Origin of the sequence: Hafnia psychrotolerans (assembly GCF_014639435.1) — a bacterium.
GTDB lineage: Bacteria > Pseudomonadota > Gammaproteobacteria > Enterobacterales > Enterobacteriaceae > Ewingella > Ewingella psychrotolerans.
This window is the reverse complement of sequence record NZ_BMFZ01000010.1, coordinates 144,291-163,498: the sequence shown is the minus strand read 5'-3', so window position 1 is coordinate 163,498 and position 19,208 is coordinate 144,291. Positions and strand designations below refer to the sequence as shown.

Genomic DNA, 19,208 nt, shown 5'->3' with positions numbered 1-19,208 from the left:
GGTATTTACCTCATTTACTTTCAGGGTTAAGAGCTGCGTCTATTTCAGTGTCATGAGAATTTCGGGCGATTTTATTATTGCCCCAAAGATATTCATAATCCCAACCAGTCAGTTTTTCTGTGACCCTTTTTGTTTCCACGGTCACGGCTGCTTTACTGCCTCCCGATTTTAATCTGTTTATTTCATCAACAAGGATGGAGTGGTTAGCTCTTGTTAGGCTAAATTGCAGAGAGCTAACAATTCCAAACACTAAGAATATAATTGAACCTACGGCAAAGATAATGACAATGCCATGAATGGCATCAGCTGATTGGGCCGCACTTTTTGCTGCAAAACCATAGTGCTGTAAGACTAAGCCTACAATGAATAGCGCAATGGCTTGAACGGCTTTACGAACAAAAGTCATGACTCCAGCAAAAATACCTTCTCTGCGTTTTCCAGTAAGCATTTCATCAACATCAGGAATGAAACTGTAAATATTCCAGCAAACATAATAAGTGCCTGAGCGACCTACTCCCATTAATAAGGCTGCAACGTAAATTAATATGATCGTATTCGGTAGGTTGAAATAATGAATGGCGACAAAGAGCGCTACACTGGACAACATGAACGCTTGGGCAATCTTGTACGACAGCCCATTACCAAACTTCAGACATAATGTGATGAATAAAGCGACGCAAAGGAATTGAACCACTGTCATCAGTGTTAAGGCGTTAGACGCGTTAACAGTATTTTGCCCCAGAACAAAGATAATATAGTAGGCCAGGACTGCACCTAGTACATCTAATGCAACATAAGCGCCAAGATACATCCCCACATGTTGACGGAATGTTCTTACCTGGAATGTCGATACTAAAGATTTGAACAGTTGATTCATATCGCGTTTAAATGACATTTTAGGCATGTCAGGATTAATGGCAATAGGTCGTTCCCATGTAAACATATAGAGGCAGGCGATAACAATAGCGAATAATGCCCCAAAGATGACCCCCATATATAAAAATGAAGAAGAGGAATCATTGCCAAGGAAATCGATAATACGTCCGGGTAACCACGCCGCTAATATTCCGGCACCAGTGGAAAAATACATGCGTACACCGGTTAATTTTGAACGGATTTTAAAATCTGTCGTCATTTCAGCGGCGAGTGTTTCATAAGGAACAATAACCAGTGTATAGGCCACATAGAAGAGGATATAAGTAGCTAAGTAATAGCCAAAACTCATTCCACTGACCCACATTATCACATAGGTAATAAAGACTAATGGCGCACCAAATAAGAAGAAAAACCCTCGGCGTCCAAATCGTTGTCCCACTCTGGTACGATAAAAATTATCTGTCACGTAACCCATTAATGGATCGAAAAAAGCATCCAATAGGCGGGCAATAGCAATAACGGCCCCCGCTTCAGCGGGACTTAAACCCGCATAAGTCGTATAGAAAAACATGATCCACAGGCCAAGTACGGCAAAACTGCCACCGCCAAAGAAATCGCCGCCACCATAGGCGAGCATATTCTTAAATGTTAATGGCCTTTCTTTCATATGATTTATCATTAAAGGACCTCGTTAAATATTTTATATATATTTAATAGGGGGAGAGCTATTTATATATTTGTAGGGTTATACAGGAATGGCTTCTTCTATTTGCGCGAGTGGAAAATAGTGGGTAACGCGTTTTTCCGGCGCAATTAATCCCCGGGTTAGCCAGTCAATAACGGTTGGAAAACGGTGGCGGTTAAGGCGTGACGTGAACAGCGATATTTTTTTACTGGTCATTGCTGAGATAGCGGACATTGTCACCGGCCCACGGCGCCAATAAGCCCCTTTGTAAAAGAACTGCCAGATATCTTCAATTTGGTGTGCATCACCGACACCATACAATCCTTCATCGGTGGTGATTTTGACCGTAATAAAGTGATGTCCTGGACAAGTTACAGAAACTTCAGCCTTAACGATTTTCATAGTCCTCCCATCCCGGCGATATTTTTTACAGCAGATTCATGCTTGAAAGTGGATTTAAAATACGTCAGGGATTACTACCATACAAGAAGTGTCAGTGCGTTTTCGGTGATTAAATACTCAATCTGTGATTGATATCACTTGATATGATCGATGAGGAATCGCTTATTTTTTGTTCTGAAGGGCGGTGGGAATTGAACATAGGGAACGAAGACTTTATGTCAATCTCCCGTCAAAACGGCACCGTTGGGGAACAGGCCATGCAAAACGTCGGTTAACCAAAGGTTTCTGTAACCGCTTTGATAAAGCTGCGTATTTTGACCGTTTGCCGTAAACCCGCCGCCGTGAGGACATGCATTTGCCGCGAGGGACATTGGTAGTCTGGCAGCACTTGTACTAGTCGTCCGGCGCTGATTTCATCCTTCAATACATCCGCCGGGCCCAGCGTCACACCGTATCCTCTGACGGCTGCGTGCAAAAGGGCTCGCCAGTCATTGGATCGAAAACGCCCTTCGGGCCGAACTTCCTGCGTTTTTCCCTCTTGAGAAAATAGCCAGCGGCAGGGTGACTTTGGTGACCAAACCCCGTAAACCAGGCAGGAGTGAAGCGCCAAATCGGCAGGTGTTGCAGGCATGCCATTTTGCTCAAGATAACCTGGCGATGCACAGGCAATCAGCCGGTAAGGGCGCAGCGGGTAGGCAGTCATCGTACTGTCGTTCAGTTCGCCAATACGCAGGATAACTTCATAGCCTTCTTCGACGGGATCGACGAAACGGTCGTTCAGTGTCAGCTCAACTTGTGTGTCGGGGTACTTATCCAAATATTGCGTTATGAAAGGGGCCAGCATTGAGGCACCAAACGTCACTGGGGCATTGACCCGGATTATGCCGGAGGGCGTGGCTTTCATATCGAGTGCGATGGCATCGGCGGCCTCTGCTTCTGCCAGCACAATTTTACAGCGTTCATAGTAGCGGTGGCCTATATCGGTCAAGTGCTGACGGCGGGTCGTCCGGTTCAACAGCGCCGTACCCAACCGTGATTCCAGCCGGGCAATGTGCTTGGCCACCATCTGCGGGGAAAGGCGTAATGCCTCCGCCGCTGCGACGAAGGACCCGAGTTCGGCGGCTCTGACGAAAACATTCATGCTGGTGAGTCGGTCCACGATTCACTCCTATTTGTTGTTTGTCTATGCTGTTGAGGCGTATTTATCAATAATGAGTGTCGAATTATTCTTAACCTTCTGACAGATAATTGAAAGGTGAGAATCATGAAAATAGGCATTATTGGCGCAGGATTTGTAGGGCGCGCAGTGGCGAAGCTGGCGATAAAGGCCGGACATCAGGTCATGCTCAGCAATTCCCGTGGGCCACAGACGTTGTTCAGCCTGAAACCGATGATTGGTTGCGAAATCGGCACTGCGATGGAGGCTGCTATCTTTGGCGACATCGTGATGATCGCCGTTCCGCTTACCGCCTTGGGGCAGTTGCCGGTGGCACAGCTTGCCGGGAAACCGATTATCGATGCCGTCAACTATTACCCTGAGCGTGACGGACAAGTGACAGAGCTGGATCAGCAGACGAAGACGACCAGTGAATATCTGGGCGGTTTCTTGCCGCAATCGAAAATAACCAAAGCCTTCAATGCCATTCAAATGACGGATCTCGAAAGCGATGGCCTACCTGCGACAGACCCCGCGCGTCGTGCATTGCCGCTGGCTGGAGACGACGAGGACACGAAAAAACTTATCGTTGGTCTGTACGATGCTTTTGGTTTTGATGCCGTGGACGTGGGCGCGCTTTCTGACAGCTGGCGCTTCCAGCGGGGAATGCCGAGTTATTGTGTTCGGATGACGGAGCGTGAGTTGAGGGAGGCCTTAGCCGGATCGCATCGGCCTGAGCCGGTTTGACGTGTTCGCCCGAGTAATGTTCAGGGGACAGAAAAAGATGCCAATCCGTGATGAAACATTGCGGTAAATATTACGGGAGGGGTTGCAAAACCCTCCCCAATCAACAGAAAACGCCGCTGGGTTGAAATCGCCAGATGCATTGTGTCCTGCAATGATGACCGATTGTTAGTAGACCCCTTTAGGGAGCGCTACATTGTAGATTTTTCTTTCTGCTGATACCGGTAGAAGAGACATGACGGGTCTGACATTAATCATTTCCCTACCTTGCGTTGGTTATTTTCGTCGATTTATTGTTCCATTCCTCGCGAGTGAGCGTAAACAGCAAGCTCGGCGGTGCATTCTGCACATCAAGAATTTCTCTTACATACCGAAGCCCTGCTTTAGTCAGGACCTTTTGAGATACAAGGTGATTCTTCCGCACTACCGCCGATATTTCAGCCAGTTTTATGTGATCGAACCCATGCTTAATGGCGTATTGAGAAAACTCTGTCGCCAGGCCATTTCCCCATGCTTCTGTGGCAAAACGATAACCAAGGTTGTTAATAGAGATATCAGCAAAGTGACTAATACTGAGGCCGCCAAAACCAAGCGTCTTTTCTGGTGTATCCCGCAGCGATATAGCCCAGTTGCCGAAACCGTTGAGTTCCCAGTGGCTAATCCAGCGCGCCAGGACCATTTTCGCATGGTGAATGTCTGGATAAGGTCCCGCAGGATTAAATGTGTTAGTGGCTGGATCGCCATAAATTTCGAACAGTCTGGCGGCATCTAATGCTATTACGGGACGAAGATGCAGGCGTTTCAGTGTACTTTGCAAAATCACCTCTTAACTTTTGGGTTTGTTAAATTAATTATATATTTGTTTTATGAGTGTAAAAGCTAAAGTTCACCACGCTGCTGGTATGGCGGAGCGCTCCGAGCTGCTCCGATCAGACTTTACTCTATCGAATTAAAAATCTGTTTTTCCCTGCTTTAAAAGATGAAGAGCATATCAAATGGACAAGAAATTTATGGCAAGGGCGCTTTTGATTTCACAAAAAGCGCTACCAGATTGTCAGCCGAATCCGCCAGTTGGATGTGTCATCGTTTGTGATGGTGAAATAGTAGCGGAAGGATATACGCGTAAGCCTGGTGAATATCACGCAGAAGCTGATGCGTTATCACGTTTTGCTGGGGATCTCAGCGAGTGCGATGTGTATGTAACTCTTGAACCTTGCTCATTTACCGGGAGGACTCCCTCATGTGCCAAAGCATTAGCCAGCAGGAGACCCAGAAGAGTCATCGTCAGTATCCTTGATAGTGACCCGCGCAATCAGGGCGCGGGTATACAGATTTTACAGTGTGCAGGCATAGCGGTCGAAACAGGAATACTGGCCGATGATGTCAATATATGGCTTTCTTCTTACCTTTATCAATGCTGAGATTTCACGTACAGGCTCATTGGCTGCGGACTGGCATGGGATACGTTATCTAAAATTCGATTCATTCAACCAATCCGCATAAAGATTGCCCAAAGATTGCCGATAGATTATTCAAATGGACATCCACCGACAGGAAGTTAATCGCGCTTCATCGCTTACACCGGGGAAATCTCATTGCATAATCTGCCTAAACCAAAACGAAAAATGAGCACACGTACACTGATGCTCCTGACCGGAGCCCTAACCATCACACTGGGCTTCACTATCACCATCGGTTTACTGAGCTGGCAGTCGAGCCAGCAGCAGCGCAGGCTGGCAGAAAACTATCTGGGCAAAATTGCCGAGAGCAACGCACTTCATGTGCAGAAGGTTCTGGAGTATGCCCGCACGGTAGCCAAAGACCTGGGACAAAGCCTGATTGCTCTGCCTGCGGCAGGGATCACCGACCGAAAAGTCGCTGAAGAGATGATGAAGTACTCCCTCAAGCAGAATCCTGATTATCTGTCGATGTCGGTAATTTTTGAGGAAAACGCCTTTGATGGTCGCGATGCCGAGTTTGCTCAATTGCCGGACTCTGCACCGAAAGGTCGCTTTGCCCGCTTTGTCGATCGCGCAAGCGACGGCACCTTCAGCCTGCATAACCTTGATTCCATCTTCAAACCGGGACAGGGCGACTACTATTTGATCCCGCAGAAACTGAAAAAAGACGTGCTCACCGAGCCCTACAAGCTACGCCTACAATGGCGTCGATACTTTGCTGACCTCTGTCGCCGCCGTGGTGATTGATGACAACAAGCTCAAGGCAGTGATCACCTCAGACATTTCCCTCGCATCATTGCAGAAAACCGTTGGAGCCATTAAACCCTGGGATGGTGTGGGCTACGCGGTGCTGCTGTCCAACACGGGCCTGGTAGTGTCCAGTCCTGACAAAGCGATGGCCGGTAAGCCTTATCAAGGCCCGACCGACAAGTTTACTCAGCAAGTGGTGGAGCATTTTGACAGTACGCTGGGCGAAAATGTACTGGAAACCTGGCGGCCGATTATCGTCGGCACCAGTACCCTGCCGTGGTATCTGGGCGTGGTCACGCCGGTAAGTGCCGTGATGGCGGCGGCGAACCGGCAACTGATACATGCCCTAATCATGATGCTGCTGAGCATTGTGATTGTCTGCACGGTGCTGGGTCTGCTCTTTAGCCGCAAGATTTCCAGACCGATCGGCGGTGAGCCCTCTCAGGCAGCAGCCATCGCGCTGGGCGTTGCTGAAGGTAATCTCGCTGCAGAGATCCCCGTGGCGGCCAACGATCGTCAGAGTATTTTCTTCGCTATGCACACCATGCAACAACAACTGAGAACCATGGTGGGAGAAATTATCTCTGCCAGCGACTCGGTGCGGCAGGGGGCAGAAGAAATTGCTTCCGGGAACCTCGATCTGGCTTCGCGTACGGAGCAGCAGGCTGCCGCGCTGGAAGAGACCGCCGCCAGCATGGAACAGTTGACTGCCACGGTGAAACACAACGCAGACAACGCCCATCAGGCTACGGCGCTGACTGAGAACGCCACTGATATTGCGCAACGTGGCGAGAATTTAGTGCAGCAAGTTGTGCAGATTATGCAGCAGATAGATGACAGTTCACGAAAAATAGGGGCCATTACCAGCTTAATCAACGGCATTGCCTTCCAGACCAATATCCTGGCGCTGAATGCGGCCGTAGAAGCTGCACGTGCCGGTGAACAGGGTCGCGGTTTCGCCGTTGTGGCTGCCGAGGTTCGTAGCCTGGCACAGCGTAGTGCCAACGCGGCGAAAGATATCTCAGCCTTAATCAGCGAATCCACTGTGCGGGTCGATCAGGGTGTTTCGCTGGTGGAAGATGCAGGCAGGACCATGCAAGAGATGACGACGGCGGTGAATTCGGTGAAAACCATCATTGGCGAAATCGTTCATGCTTCGGATGAGCAGTCACAGGGCATTGGTCAGGTCACGGTCGCCGTCAACCAGATGGACGGTGCCACCCAGCAAAACTCGGCGCTGGTACAACAGATGTCCGCTGCCGCCGCATCATTGGAAGACCAGGCACAGCAGTTGGCCCAGACAGTGCAAATCTTCCGTCTGGACGGTATGTAAGATCAGGCATCCAACGGCATGAACTGTTTCTCTCACAAAGCGGGTGCTATGGGCACCCGCAAACAGAACTTAATAGTAGTTGCCTTGACGATAATCCCAGGTCAGGAAGATGTCTGACATCATGGACATGATTTTATCTACGTCCAGGCCTTTACGGATGAGCATCGGACAAGGTGTTACGTTACGTTGACCTTTCTGCTCAGGGACTAATTTGCCATCCGCATCAACCATTGACACCATTACGCCCTGTTCGTAGCGCGTTTGTTCGCTTTCGTTTGGCTGGATAGAGGTGACATACTCATCGGCGGCGATGATTAAATCTGCGTGTTCTTCAATACGTTCGCCGATGCCTTCTACCTTACCGCGGTTGCCTTTACCGGAGGGGTTTGCTGAGCTGGCAAAAGAGAACTTATTGTAATTTTCCCACAATTCTTTTGCCAGAATCTCACCCGGTTTACCAAATTTTATGACGAAGCAGCTGGTATCACGGGAGTCCATCATCATCGTTTTGGAACCGTCATCGGGAATACGGGCTTTTGCCTCTTCTTGCCAGGGCAAGATACAACCCAACAAGACATCTTTATCCCAGTGCTGTTGGTACAACTGTTCGATTTCAGGATTTAACTGAGCCAGTTGCTTCAGTTGTTCCATCGAACTGCATAGCACCACGCCCGGTTTATTGCGGTTTCGCTCTTTCGCTGAAAATTTTCGGTCCAGGCCTTTGGCGTCAGACGTCATGATGATATAGCCCACTTTTGTCGGGCAGACGATCATACCGCCGTCTTTGGATAAGATATCGATAGCTTCTTGCTGCAAGCCACCATTCCACTGTATTTTTTTGCTCATCATTTTCTCACCTTTTGTGGGTAATCATTAACATTGTCGGGAAGCTGGCCTATGCGTTCATCCTATAAATATAACTATGAGATTACTCATCACTCATTCCACAGGTCTTTTTCCTCTGCGGCATTAAAACAGTAAGGTGGATAAAAAGAATTTTGAATAATCTTAAAATGAAATGTCAGAGAGTCATTAATTTATTAATTTCGCTGCGGTGAATTAATAAATTAATATTAATGTCATGCTTTTTTAATATTAATCAGAATGTGAAAGAATAATGATACGGTATGACCCTAATCATTGGATTGAAACGACTCAGGATATTATTTTGTTAACAACGACAAGGATGCTGAAACGGTATAGTCAATCACCCGTAGCTCAAAATCTCAGAGTGATCGATTAATAGAGAGGCGTGGTGAGATTAACGAGGGCGGTTCACATGGGCGGTGGCAAGTCATAGTGACGTTGATAAAAAGTCCATAAACAGGGCGCAATACGTTGCGCCCTAATGTCTGAACCACACATTGATTATTTACCGATCTCAGACATCACTTTTACGTCGGTCTGGGCGATCTGGCGCTCTTTTCCCCAGGCATCTTTGTACTTGATAAGGCCAGTATCCCGGTCCATCTTCGGTTTACCTTCACTGACTATCGTCCGCCCGTCATTGGTTTGAATCGCATAGTTACTGGAGCAACCCGCGAGTAAGGCTGAGAGAGCGATTGCTGATGCTAAAAAATAACCTGTTTTCATATAACCTGCTCCTTGTCGTTAAGCCTGTTTAAGGTTTAGCACAAGATGAAAATTGAACCAGTTAATCGATGCATTTACTCGCTCAAAGAGGGATGCCCACGCTGAAAAAATTTACTTCATCCTTGTCCGACGCGCTTGTCCGACAACTTCCCCTCATTTGTATTCGACGCCGCCCACAGTTTCATTATTGTATCTATACTCTCTCGATGGAAAAAGTGTGCTTTGAGGAATTAATATGAAGTTTGCAGGTATTTCAAAAGGATTTTTTATCCTGATCCTTTTCATCGTAACCGTGGCTTTTCTGGATGTATTGGGGCCTTACTATTCGTCTGTCCTTTGGGCTATTATACTGGCTGTTATTTTTCATCCAATGAGCAAACGCATAAGACAGTATCTCGGTGAGAAGAACGGGCTGGCCTCGTTTCTGACGGTGATCGTCATTTGTCTGATTGTCTTTACTCCGCTTGCGATCATTGGCTCTTCCCTGGCCATTGAACTCAATCTTCTCTATACCAAATTGCAGAACAATAATACGCAGTTGCCTGCTGTTCTGGCTGATGTGTTGCAGCATCTTCCCGCGTGGGCACGTCAATTCATGATCGAACACGATTTAGACAGTACGACCGAAATCCAGCAGAAGCTGTCAGCGGCAGCACTTAAAGGCGGGCAGTACTTTGCCGGTAGCGTCTTTGTGATAGGGAAGAGTACCTTCAGCTTCACGGTAGGTTTCGGCATCATGATCTATCTGCTGTTCTTTCTGCTAAAAGACGGGGCGTATCTGGTTAACCTGACCATGCAATCTCTGCCGCTGTCCAAAGACATTAAACACCATCTGTTTGTGAAGTTCGCCGCTGTCGCCCGTGCCACGGTTAAAGGCACGGTGGTGGTGGCCATCGTGCAGGGCTTTTTAGGGGGTCTGGCCTTTTACTTCACCGGCATAGAGGGAAGTCTGTTGTGGGGAGCGCTGATGGCTTTCCTGTCGATCATTCCAGCCGTAGGTTCTGCCATCATCTGGGTACCGGCTGCTATCTATTTCTTCGGTGCAGGTATGCTGTGGAAGGGGATCTTCCTGGTCGCTTTCTTTGTCGTCATTATCGGGCTGGTTGACAACATTTTGCGTCCGTTGTTGGTCGGCAAAGATACCAAAATGCCTGATTACCTCATCCTGATTTCAACGCTGGGTGGCATGGAAATTTATGGTATTAACGGCTTCGTTATTGGTCCTCTGATCGCCGCGCTGTTTATTACCTGCTGGAATATTTTCTCTGGACGCGAGCATCATGGAAACATGGACGAGATTGACGAAGCGTTTATCGAAGAGGGCAATAATCAGCGCGACGCCTGATACAACCAGGGAAGATAGTCATATCTTCCCTTTCTTTATGACCCGGATTGCTGCGTGTTATTTAGCGAACTCCACCTGCTACCCGTAATGCCCGACTGATATCCCCAATCCCCTTCGTGCATGACACGACGTTCAGTATCGCGCTACTGTCAATGGGCTACTTTTTCTCGCAATTGCCTCAGGGCGTGATCTGGACGTTAGCTTCTGATATCGCGCCCAAAGAACAGGTTGCATCATTGGGCGCAATCCAAAACTTTGGCGGATTTCTAGGCGCTGCTTGTGCACCGGTCGTCACCGGCATTATTTTAGACGCGACCGGACAATTCACCAACGTGTTCTTCCTCGGTGCTGGTTTATTAATGCTGGGGGCACTCAGCTACGGCTTATTCGTGAAGAAACCTATTTTGGTGACAATGCAGAAATAAGCGCGACCATGCTAAAACAATACCGCGCTACTCTGGTTTCAGAGCAGCGCGGTACGATCATGTGGTGACGATATAGGTTTCAGGGGATAAGAAGCCATGTGACGGTTTTTTACCGCAGGCTTTGGATAAACCGCCCGCTAAAAGGCGGTCTGGATCCTTAATGCAGATGAGACAGGCTGGCCGCACTGATACGTAGACCGGCGTCGTTGAATACCATGCAACGTTGCGCATCAAACCATGTGGTCAGGCTCTGGTACGGATTAAATGCCATGTCGCCCGGCAGCAGCATTTTGAACCCGTCGGTGCCATAACACTGACCAAACAGGTAAGTACTGTTGCCCAGCCGCTCGACCACTTCACAGTTAAACTCCAGCTGATTTTCCGTTTCTTGTGACAGCAAATGCTCTGGGCGGATCCCTAGTGTGATTTTATCACCGGCCGCCAGTGGGCTGGTGCTGAGTGCCAGTGTGAGTATTTTCTCCGGCGTCAGGCGCAATGCCAGCCGGTCCGGTTGCCAGGCAATCACTTCTGCGGGCAGGAAATTCATCTTCGGCGAGCCGATAAAACCGGCTACAAACTTATTCATCGGGTTGTAATACAAGTCCATTGGCGCGCCCGTCTGTTCGATTTGGCCGTCATTCATTACCACAATTTTATCGGCGAGCGTCATGGCTTCGGTCTGATCATGGGTGACATAGACCATGGTGGTTTTCAATTCCTGATGCAGCCTGGAAATGTGCAGACGCATCTCTACGCGCAGCTCGGCATCGAGGTTGGAAAGGGGTTCATCGAACATAAACACTTGCGGATTGCGGACAATCGCGCGGCCAATGGCGGTGCGCTGGCGCTGGCCGCCGGAGAGCTGCTTCGGTTTTCTGTCCAGCAGATGGGAAAGCTGTAAGGTTTTGGCGACCATTTCAACCTGATGACGGATTTCTTCTTTCGGCACACCGTTCACTTTCAACCCGTAACCCATGTTTTCCGCAATCGTCATGTGTGGATAGAGCGCATACGACTGAAACACCATCGCCACGCCGCGGCGTGAGGGATCCACATCATTCACCCGCTGCTCACCGATATACACATCACCTTCAGTAATCTCTTCCAGCCCGGCAATCATGCGCAACAACGTGGATTTCCCGCAGCCTGACGGCCCGACGAACACCGTGAATTCACCGTCTTCAATATCAATATTGATGTTATGCAGCGTTACGGTCTTATCGAAACGTTTCACCACATTCTTAAGTCTGATGCTGGACATGTTTGGCCTCATAAAGATTCATACAGCTGATGTTTTGGACTATAACCACCTTGTGTAAACGTTTGCACAGGGCGGTTCGAATTTTGGAGAGGAGATCACACAATACACATCTTTTGGTAGTGATTTTGCTATTCAAAGTTTAACGTGTAACACGAATTGATGAACGACATTAATCACCGTGCTTGCAGGTTTTGAAGGGTTTTATAGCATGAGTTGTTGATGGGTTGTCGTCAGGTTCCACACAAAAATGTTATACCTTCACATCCAGGAGCAACAATGAAAATTACCCACCTTACTGCCTTGGTACTGATGTCATTAAGCCTTAGCAGCCAGACCGTCCGGGCAGCCGAGGGTCAGTTACTTATTTGGGAAGATATTAAGAAATCTTCCGGTATATCTGATGCCGTTAAAGACTTTGAAAAAGAGAACAACGTCAAAGTGGTGGTGCAGGAAACACCCTACACACAGCAAACCGAAAAACTGCGTCTTGATGGCCCGGCAGGGATCGGCCCGGATGTGATAGTGATCCCCAATGACCAGGTCGGCACCGCCGTCGTTCAGGGGTTGTTAACGCCATTGACGCTCGACAAAGCCTTCACCGACAGCTTCACGCCGTCTGCCATCAAAGCTTTTCAATTGAAAGGTCAGATCTACGGCGTACCGAAAGCGGTCGAGACGCTGGTGCTGATTTATAACAAAGATTTGTTGCCGAAGGCACCCGACACACTGGACGAGTATTACACCTTCTCCAAACAGGAAATGGCCAAAGGAAAATACGGCCTGTTGGCCAAATTTGACGAAGTCTATTACGCCTATGGCGCGATTTCTGCGATGGGCGGTTACATCTTCGGTAAAGATGCTAAAGGTGACATTAACGTTGAAGATATCGGCCTCAACAAGCCGGGCAGCGTTGAAGCCGTCACCTACCTGAAAAAATTCTATAGCGAGGGTTTATTCCCGGCGGGAATTACCGGTGATAACGGCCTGAACGCTATCGATTCCCTGTTTACCGAGAAGAAAGCCGCGGCGGTGATCACCGGCCCGTGGGCGTTTCAGCCCTATGAAGCGGCAGGTATTAACTATGGTGTGAAACCGTTGCCGCTGTTACCGAATGGTAAACCGATGGGCTCATTCCTCGGCGTGAAAGGTTATGCGGTATCCACGTACAGCAAACAAAAACCCTTGGCGGAGAAATTTATTACTTTCATCAATCAGCCGAAGTACGCCAAAGTTCGCTACGAAGTGACCAAGGAAATTCCGGCGCTAACCGTACTGATGAACGATCCGATGATTAAGAACGATGAGAAAGCCAATGCTGTTGCGCTGCAATCTACGCGCGCCACCGCCATGCCAGGTGTTCCTGAAATGCAGGAAGTCTGGGGCCCGGCCAACAACGGCATTCAGCTCGGCGTGACCGGCAAACAACCGGTGCAGGCGGCATTAAATGACGCGGTGAAAAACATCCAGATGCAAATCGAAGCAGCAAAAGTCAGCAACGAGTAGTCCGCAATCCGTCAGTTGCCATCAATGAGTCGTCAATAACACCCAACGACTGCGGTCTGAAAAGAGGGCGTGATTTCATGCCCTCACCAGTGAAAGGAATATCTTTGTGTCTACGCGTCTCCACGAGGAAAACCACGCGCCAGCAACGGCCAGCCATCATGCATTGATGGCATTGGCTGTGGCGTTAATTCCCGGTTTTGGTCAGTTCTATAACCGACAATGGGCCAAGGGGATTCTGTTTTTCATTATTCTGTTTTGTTTCGCCGGTGTTTTTTATGATTTCCTGCAACAGGGATTATTAGGGCTATATACGCTGGGCGAAGAGGTCCCGCGTGATAACTCCATTTTCTTATTAGCTAAAGGGATTATCAGCGTACTGATTGCCGCGTTTGGTGTCGGGTTTTATTACTGGAGTCTGCGTGATGCGTGGGCAAACGGTAAGCGACGTGACCGGGGCATGGAATTACCCAGCGTCAGAAAGCAATATCACCTGCTGCTGCGCGAAGGCTTCCCTTATTTGATGATCACACCGGGCTTTATTTTGCTGGTGTTTGTGGTGGTATTTCCGATTATTTTCGGCTTCTCCATCGCGTTTACCAATTATAATTTGTACCACACGCCACCGGCTAAACTTGTCGATTGGGTCGGGTTCAAGAACTTTATTAATATCTTCACGTTGAATATTTGGCGCTCAACGCTGCTGGACGTTTTGCAGTGGACAGTCGTTTGGACAGTGCTTGCCACCACGCTGCAGTGCACCGTGGGTGTAATGTTGGCCATTCTGGTCAATCAGAAAGATCTCCGCTTCAAACCATTAATTCGCACCATCTTGATCCTGCCGTGGGCGGTACCCGGCTTCGTGACGATTCTGGTGTTTGCCGGAATGTTCAACGACACCTTTGGGGTGATCAATAACGGGATACTGGCGGCACTCGGCATTGAGCCTAAAGCCTGGATGACCGATCCGTTCTGGACTAAAACCGCACTGATCATGATGCAGACCTGGCTGGGTTTCCCGTTTGTGTTTGCCATGACCACCGGTGTATTGCAGGCGATCCCGAATGATTTGTATGAAGCCGCCACCATGGACGGGGCCAGCACCTGGACGAAATTAAAAACCATTACGTTGCCGCTGGTGTTGTATTCCATTGCACCAATCATCATCACGCAATACACCTTCAACTTTAATAATTTCAATATTATCTATCTGTTTAATAACGGCGGGCCAGCGGTGGCCGGATCGAATGCGGGAGGGACGGATATTCTGGTGTCGTGGATCTATAAATTAACCATGTCATCTTCGCAATATGCCATTGCCGCGACCATTACGATTTTGCTGTCGATATTTGTTGTCGGTATTGCGCTGTGGCAATTCCGTTCAACCAATTCATTTAAACAAGATGATATGGCATAAGTGGGAGCAAGGTGATGAGTAAGAACAGCAGTATTAAGAGAAGCCGGTTAATCCGCCTTTCGCTGAGTTATTTCCTGTTACTGATCGTGGCGGTGATGATTATTTATCCGCTGATCTGGACCGTCGGTGCGTCACTGAATGCCGGTAACAGCCTGCTCAGCACGTCGATTATTCCGGAAAATATCTCATTTCAGCATTATAAAGATCTGTTTAACGGCAATGTGAATTACGTCGGCTGGTATTGGAACTCGATGAAAATCAGTTTCCTGACCATGATTCTGACGCTGATTTGCGTCAGCTTTACCGCCTATTCCTTCTCGCGCTTTCGCTTTAAGGGTCGTAAAGACGGGCTGATGTTGTTCCTGCTATTGCAGATGATCCCGCAGTTTTCGGCGTTGATCGCCATCTTCGTGCTGGCGCAGTTGTTGGGGCTTATCAACAGCCATCTGGCGCTGGTGCTGATTTATGTCGGCGGGATGATCCCGATGAACACCTATCTGATGAAAGGCTATCTGGACGCCATTCCAAAAGATCTGGATGAGTCAGCGCGGATGGACGGCGCGGGCAATTTCCGCATCTTCATCGAAATCATCATGCCGTTGTCAAAGCCGATTTTGGCGGTCATCGCGCTGTTTTCCTTCACCGGGCCGCTGGGAGATTTCATCCTCTCGAGTACGATTTTGCGTACGCCGGACAAATACACGCTGCCAATTGGCCTGTACAACCTGGTTTCACAAAAAATGGGGGCGAATTACACCCTGTACGCCGCGGGTGCAGTACTGATCGCGGTGCCCGTCGCCATTTTCTATCTCGCCTTACAAAAATATTTCGTCTCCGGCCTGACCGCGGGCAGCACCAAAGGATAATCATCATGACTTTCTTGAATACAAAGATTTTCAATAAAAGCACGGTTGCCTGTTTATTGCTGGCGATGTCGTTTTCCTGTTCGGCCGAAAACATCACCATTAAGAAAGTCGCCAACGTGCCGGCAGACTTCATCAAAGGCGCGGACATTTCCACGCTGATTGACGTAGAAAAGCACGGCGGCAAGTTCTACGACCAGAACCACAAGCAGCAGGACGCCATGGTCATCCTCAAACAAAACGGCTTCAACTATGTGCGTCTGCGGTTGTGGGTCGATCCGAAAGATGCCCTGGGGCATCCGTACGGCGGTGGCAATAACGATCTGGCGACCACGTTGGCGCTGGCGAAACGCGCTAAACAGCAGGGCTTCAAAATCTTGCTCGACTTCCATTACAGCGACTTCTGGACCGATCCGGGCAAACAGTTCAAGCCCAAAAGCTGGGCCAAAATGGATTACCCGCAGTTGAAAGTCGCGATTCATGATTACAGCCGTGCGGTGATCGCGCAGTTCCGCCAGCAAGGCGTGCTGCCCGATATGGTGCAGGTGGGTAATGAAATGAACGGCGGCATTTTGTGGCCGGAAGGCAAAAGCTGGGGCGAGGGCGGCGGGGAGTTTGACCGTTTGGCTGGGTTGCTGAATGCGGCCATTTCAGGCGTCAAAGCCGATGAGAAAGATCCGTCGAAAATTAAAATCATGCTGCATCTGGCCGAAGGCACCAAGAACGATACCTTCCGCTGGTGGTTTGATGAAATCAATAAGCGCAACGTGCCTTATGACGTCATCGGCCTGTCGTTCTACACCTACTGGAACGGCCCGATTTCCGCACTGCAAACCAACATGGACGACATCAGTAAACGCTATAACAAAGACGTGATCGTGGTGGAAGTGGCATATGGCTACAGTACCCAAAACTGTGATGCGGCCGAAAACAGCTTCACCGAAAAAGAGGCCAAAGACGGTGGCTATCCCGGCACGGTACAGGGGCAGGCTGACTTCCTCAGCGACATGATTAAAAGTTTGGTTGCGGTGCCGGACCACCGTGGTAAAGGCCTGTTCTACTGGGAGCCGACCTGGATACCGGTGAAGGGTGCAGGCTGGGCGACACCGGCCGGAATGACCTACATCAATGACCACTGGAAAGAGGGCAACGCCCGCGAAAACCAGGCGCTGTTCAGCTGTGACGGTCAGGTTTTACCTTCCATCAACGTCTTCAACTGATTCTCTTTCCCCCGGTCGCCTTGACCGGGGAGTGCTGACTCATTTTTAAGGATTTAAAGGATTAAGCATGACGAAGTTTCCTCTTTTGAGTAATAAGATCTCCGGTCTGCTACACGGCGCGGATTACAATCCCGAGCAATGGTTGGATCACCCCGACATTCTGGTTCGGGATGTCGAAATGATGAAAGAAGCGCGCTGCAACGTGATGTCAGTGGGGATTTTCAGTTGGTCAGCGCTGGAGCCTGAGGAAGGTCACTACCAGTTTGATTGGATGGACCAACTGCTTGACCGGCTGCACGATAATGGCATTTTGGTGTTTCTCGCCACGCCAAGCGGGGCACGTCCGGCGTGGATGTCGCAAAAATATCCCGAAGTGCTGCGCGTCGGGCGCGATCGCGTCAAAGCGCTGCACGGTGGGCGTCACAATCATTGCATGAGTTCACCGGTTTACCGTGAAAAAGTGCAGTTGATGAACAGCGCACTGGCAAAACGCTACGCACACCACCCCGCGGTGATTGGCTGGCATATTTCGAACGAATACGGCGGTGAATGCCATTGCGATACGTGTCAGGCCCAGTTTCGGGACTGGCTGAAAGCGCGGTATGTCACGCTTGATGCCCTGAATAAAGCCTGGTGGAGCACTTTCTGGAGCCATACCTATACCGACTGGTCGCAGCTCGAATCGCCGTCGCCGCAGGGAGAAAGCGGCGTTCACGGCCTGAATCTCGACTGGCGACGTTTTAATACCGATCAAGTCACGCGGTTTTGCAGCGAAGAGATCCGGCCACTGAAAGCGGAAAATCCGGCATTACCGGCGACCACTAATTTCATGGAGTATTTCTACGATTACGATTATTGGAAGCTCGCCAGCGTGCTGGATTTCATCTCCTGGGACAGCTACCCCATGTGGCATACCGGTCAGGATGATATTGGCCTCGCGGCCTATACCGCGATGTATCACGACTTGATGCGCACTCTCAAGCAGGGCAAACCCTTTGTGCTAATGGAATCGACGCCAAGTTTCACCAACTGGCAGCCGACCAGCAAACTGAAAAAACCGGGGATGCACATACTGTCCTCGTTACAGGCTGTCGCGCACGGAGCAGATTCTGTCCAGTATTTCCAGTGGCGCAAAAGTCGGGGTTCCTCCGAGAAGTTTCATGGCGCGGTGGTGGATCACGTGGGGCATATCGATACCCGGGTTGGCCGCGAAGTCACCGAGCTCGGTTCGATTTTATCGGCGTTAGCGCCGGTGGCTGGCAGCTGTGTGGAAGCCAGGGTCGCGATTATCTTCGACTGGGAAAGTCGCTGGGCGATGGACGACGCCATGGGACCGCGCAACGCCGGGCTGCATTACGAAAACACTGTGGCGGAACATTACCGTGCGCTGTGGGCGCAGGGCATTGCAGTCGATATCATTAACGCCGACGGTGATTTACAAGGCTACGATCTGGTGATTGCGCCGATGTTATACATGGTGCGTGAAGGTGTCGCTGAGCGGGTCGAGCAATTTGTTCAGGCGGGCGGATGCTTTGTCGCGACTTACTGGAGCGGCATCGTCAACGAAACCGATCTGTGCTTCCTTAATGGATTCCCGGGGCCATTGCGTCCGGTGCTCGGTATCTGGGCAGAAGAGATCGACAGTCTGACTGATGAACAGCATAACAGTGTCGCCGGTGTGGAAGGCAATGCGCTGGGATTACGTGGTCCTTATCGCGCCACACAGCTGTGTGAAGTGATCCATCTGGAAGGTGCTGCTGCGCTGGCGACTTACCGCGAGGACTTCTATGCGGGTTCTCCGGCAGTGACCGTTAATCTGTACGGCAAAGGGCAGGCGTATTATGTTGCTTCGCGCAACGACCGGCAGTTCCATACAGATTTCTTCACCATGCTGGCGAAGCAAATGAATCTGCCGCGTGCCATGGAGACACCGCTGCCGGAAGGCGTGACAGCCGCGCGCCGCACCGACGGTGAAAGCGAGTTCATCTTCCTGCAAAACTACACCGTGGATAGCCAGACGATCGTCTTGCCGGATGACTATCAGGACATGGTTCACGGAGGAATTTTGCCACGTAAGGTGACGTTGCCAGCGTTTGGCTGCCAGATTCTGACGCGGCGTTCTTCAGCGTTAAATAAGTAATGTTTTATCGAAGGCGTGCAACAGGGTACTCTCTGTTG

The 19,208-nt window shown here is 49.6% G+C and carries 14 protein-coding genes and 3 pseudogenes; 10 read left to right on the top strand and 7 right to left on the bottom strand.

Features of this window, described 5'->3' with window-relative positions; genetic code table 11:
* Positions 1–10: 10 nt before the first annotated feature.
* From IEV89_RS17520 to IEV89_RS17510, 3 genes and pseudogenes are all read right to left on the bottom strand, one after another.
* Entirely contained in the window at positions 11–1,543 is a 1,533-nt protein-coding gene (locus IEV89_RS17520) for an MFS transporter (protein ID WP_229746520.1), read from the bottom strand.
* Positions 1,544–1,774: 231 nt separating this feature from the next.
* Positions 1,775–1,963 (bottom strand): annotated as a pseudogene (locus tag IEV89_RS17515) (bifunctional D-altronate/D-mannonate dehydratase); the annotation flags it as partial.
* A 271-nt stretch (positions 1,964–2,234) separates the two neighbouring features.
* On the bottom strand, positions 2,235–3,122 hold the full coding sequence (locus IEV89_RS17510; protein WP_188474803.1) for a LysR family transcriptional regulator: 888 nt from the start codon (positions 3,120–3,122) through the stop codon (positions 2,235–2,237).
* Between the two features lie 105 nt (positions 3,123–3,227).
* Here IEV89_RS17510 and IEV89_RS17505 point away from each other — a divergent pair, with 105 nt between their 5' ends.
* Entirely contained in the window at positions 3,228–3,866 is a 639-nt protein-coding gene (locus tag IEV89_RS17505) for an NADPH-dependent F420 reductase (RefSeq protein WP_188474802.1), read from the top strand.
* A gap of 259 nt (positions 3,867–4,125) precedes the next feature.
* Here IEV89_RS17505 and IEV89_RS17500 read toward each other — a convergent pair whose 3' ends face one another.
* Complete coding sequence (locus IEV89_RS17500) at positions 4,126–4,680, bottom strand: GNAT family N-acetyltransferase (RefSeq protein WP_373283410.1); 555 nt, start codon at positions 4,678–4,680, stop codon at positions 4,126–4,128.
* A 178-nt stretch (positions 4,681–4,858) separates the two neighbouring features.
* On the opposite strand from IEV89_RS17500, the gene IEV89_RS17495 reads away from it, so the two are divergent.
* Complete coding sequence (locus tag IEV89_RS17495) at positions 4,859–5,284, top strand: bifunctional diaminohydroxyphosphoribosylaminopyrimidine deaminase/5-amino-6-(5-phosphoribosylamino)uracil reductase RibD (protein WP_188474800.1); 426 nt, start codon at positions 4,859–4,861, stop codon at positions 5,282–5,284.
* A gap of 204 nt (positions 5,285–5,488) precedes the next feature.
* Positions 5,489–7,406: pseudogene (locus IEV89_RS21970) on the top strand (methyl-accepting chemotaxis protein).
* 69 nt (positions 7,407–7,475) lie between these two features.
* Here the strand turns inward: IEV89_RS21970 and IEV89_RS17485 are convergent.
* Both IEV89_RS17485 and IEV89_RS17480 read right to left on the bottom strand, forming a co-directional pair.
* Positions 7,476–8,255, bottom strand: a complete 780-nt coding sequence (locus IEV89_RS17485; protein ID WP_188474799.1) for an L-threonylcarbamoyladenylate synthase — start codon at positions 8,253–8,255, stop codon at positions 7,476–7,478.
* A 519-nt stretch (positions 8,256–8,774) separates the two neighbouring features.
* On the bottom strand, positions 8,775–8,999 hold the full coding sequence (locus IEV89_RS17480; protein ID WP_188474798.1) for a YgdI/YgdR family lipoprotein: 225 nt from the start codon (positions 8,997–8,999) through the stop codon (positions 8,775–8,777).
* A 235-nt stretch (positions 9,000–9,234) separates the two neighbouring features.
* On the opposite strand from IEV89_RS17480, the gene IEV89_RS17475 reads away from it, so the two are divergent.
* Positions 9,235–10,344, top strand: coding sequence for an AI-2E family transporter (locus tag IEV89_RS17475; RefSeq protein WP_188474797.1), 1,110 nt, complete (start codon positions 9,235–9,237; stop codon positions 10,342–10,344).
* A gap of 98 nt (positions 10,345–10,442) precedes the next feature.
* Positions 10,443–10,769: pseudogene (locus tag IEV89_RS17470) on the top strand (MFS transporter); the annotation flags it as partial.
* 157 nt (positions 10,770–10,926) lie between these two features.
* On the opposite strand, the gene IEV89_RS17465 reads toward IEV89_RS17470, so the two are convergent.
* Complete coding sequence (locus IEV89_RS17465; RefSeq protein WP_188474796.1) at positions 10,927–12,030, bottom strand: ABC transporter ATP-binding protein; 1,104 nt, start codon at positions 12,028–12,030, stop codon at positions 10,927–10,929.
* A gap of 276 nt (positions 12,031–12,306) precedes the next feature.
* Between IEV89_RS17465 and IEV89_RS17460 the strand changes: the two genes are divergently transcribed.
* From IEV89_RS17460 to IEV89_RS17440, 5 genes are all read left to right on the top strand, one after another.
* Positions 12,307–13,533: an extracellular solute-binding protein gene (locus IEV89_RS17460; protein ID WP_188474795.1), complete on the top strand. Its 1,227-nt coding sequence runs from the start codon at positions 12,307–12,309 to the stop codon at positions 13,531–13,533.
* Positions 13,534–13,699: 166 nt separating this feature from the next.
* Positions 13,700–14,947, top strand: coding sequence for a carbohydrate ABC transporter permease (locus tag IEV89_RS17455; RefSeq protein WP_188474825.1), 1,248 nt, complete (start codon positions 13,700–13,702; stop codon positions 14,945–14,947).
* A 14-nt stretch (positions 14,948–14,961) separates the two neighbouring features.
* Complete coding sequence (locus IEV89_RS17450; RefSeq protein ID WP_188474794.1) at positions 14,962–15,813, top strand: sugar ABC transporter permease; 852 nt, start codon at positions 14,962–14,964, stop codon at positions 15,811–15,813.
* A 5-nt stretch (positions 15,814–15,818) separates the two neighbouring features.
* Complete coding sequence (locus IEV89_RS17445) at positions 15,819–17,030, top strand: glycoside hydrolase family 53 protein (RefSeq protein ID WP_188474793.1); 1,212 nt, start codon at positions 15,819–15,821, stop codon at positions 17,028–17,030.
* A 67-nt stretch (positions 17,031–17,097) separates the two neighbouring features.
* A complete protein-coding gene (locus IEV89_RS17440) occupies positions 17,098–19,170 on the top strand; it encodes a beta-galactosidase (RefSeq protein WP_188474792.1) in 2,073 nt (690 codons plus the stop codon).
* Positions 19,171–19,208 lie beyond the last annotated feature (38 nt).

Bases quoted from the DNA above. Each gene is read 5' to 3' on its own strand.
- IEV89_RS17520 (WP_229746520.1), bottom strand. From the start codon at position 1,543: ATGAAAGAAAGGCCATTAACATTTAAGAATATGCTCGCCTATGGTGGC.
- IEV89_RS17505 (WP_188474802.1), top strand. From the start codon at position 3,228: ATGAAAATAGGCATTATTGGCGCAGGATTTGTAGGGCGCGCAGTGGCG.
- IEV89_RS17495 (WP_188474800.1), top strand. From the start codon at position 4,859: ATGGACAAGAAATTTATGGCAAGGGCGCTTTTGATTTCACAAAAAGCG.
- IEV89_RS17485 (WP_188474799.1), bottom strand. From the start codon at position 8,255: ATGATGAGCAAAAAAATACAGTGGAATGGTGGCTTGCAGCAAGAAGCT.
- IEV89_RS17480 (WP_188474798.1), bottom strand. From the start codon at position 8,999: ATGAAAACAGGTTATTTTTTAGCATCAGCAATCGCTCTCTCAGCCTTA.
- IEV89_RS17475 (WP_188474797.1), top strand. From the start codon at position 9,235: ATGAAGTTTGCAGGTATTTCAAAAGGATTTTTTATCCTGATCCTTTTC.
- IEV89_RS17465 (WP_188474796.1), bottom strand. From the start codon at position 12,030: ATGTCCAGCATCAGACTTAAGAATGTGGTGAAACGTTTCGATAAGACC.
- IEV89_RS17460 (WP_188474795.1), top strand. From the start codon at position 12,307: ATGAAAATTACCCACCTTACTGCCTTGGTACTGATGTCATTAAGCCTT.
- IEV89_RS17455 (WP_188474825.1), top strand. From the start codon at position 13,700: ATGGCATTGGCTGTGGCGTTAATTCCCGGTTTTGGTCAGTTCTATAAC.
- IEV89_RS17450 (WP_188474794.1), top strand. From the start codon at position 14,962: ATGAGTAAGAACAGCAGTATTAAGAGAAGCCGGTTAATCCGCCTTTCG.
- IEV89_RS17445 (WP_188474793.1), top strand. From the start codon at position 15,819: ATGACTTTCTTGAATACAAAGATTTTCAATAAAAGCACGGTTGCCTGT.
- IEV89_RS17440 (WP_188474792.1), top strand. From the start codon at position 17,098: ATGACGAAGTTTCCTCTTTTGAGTAATAAGATCTCCGGTCTGCTACAC.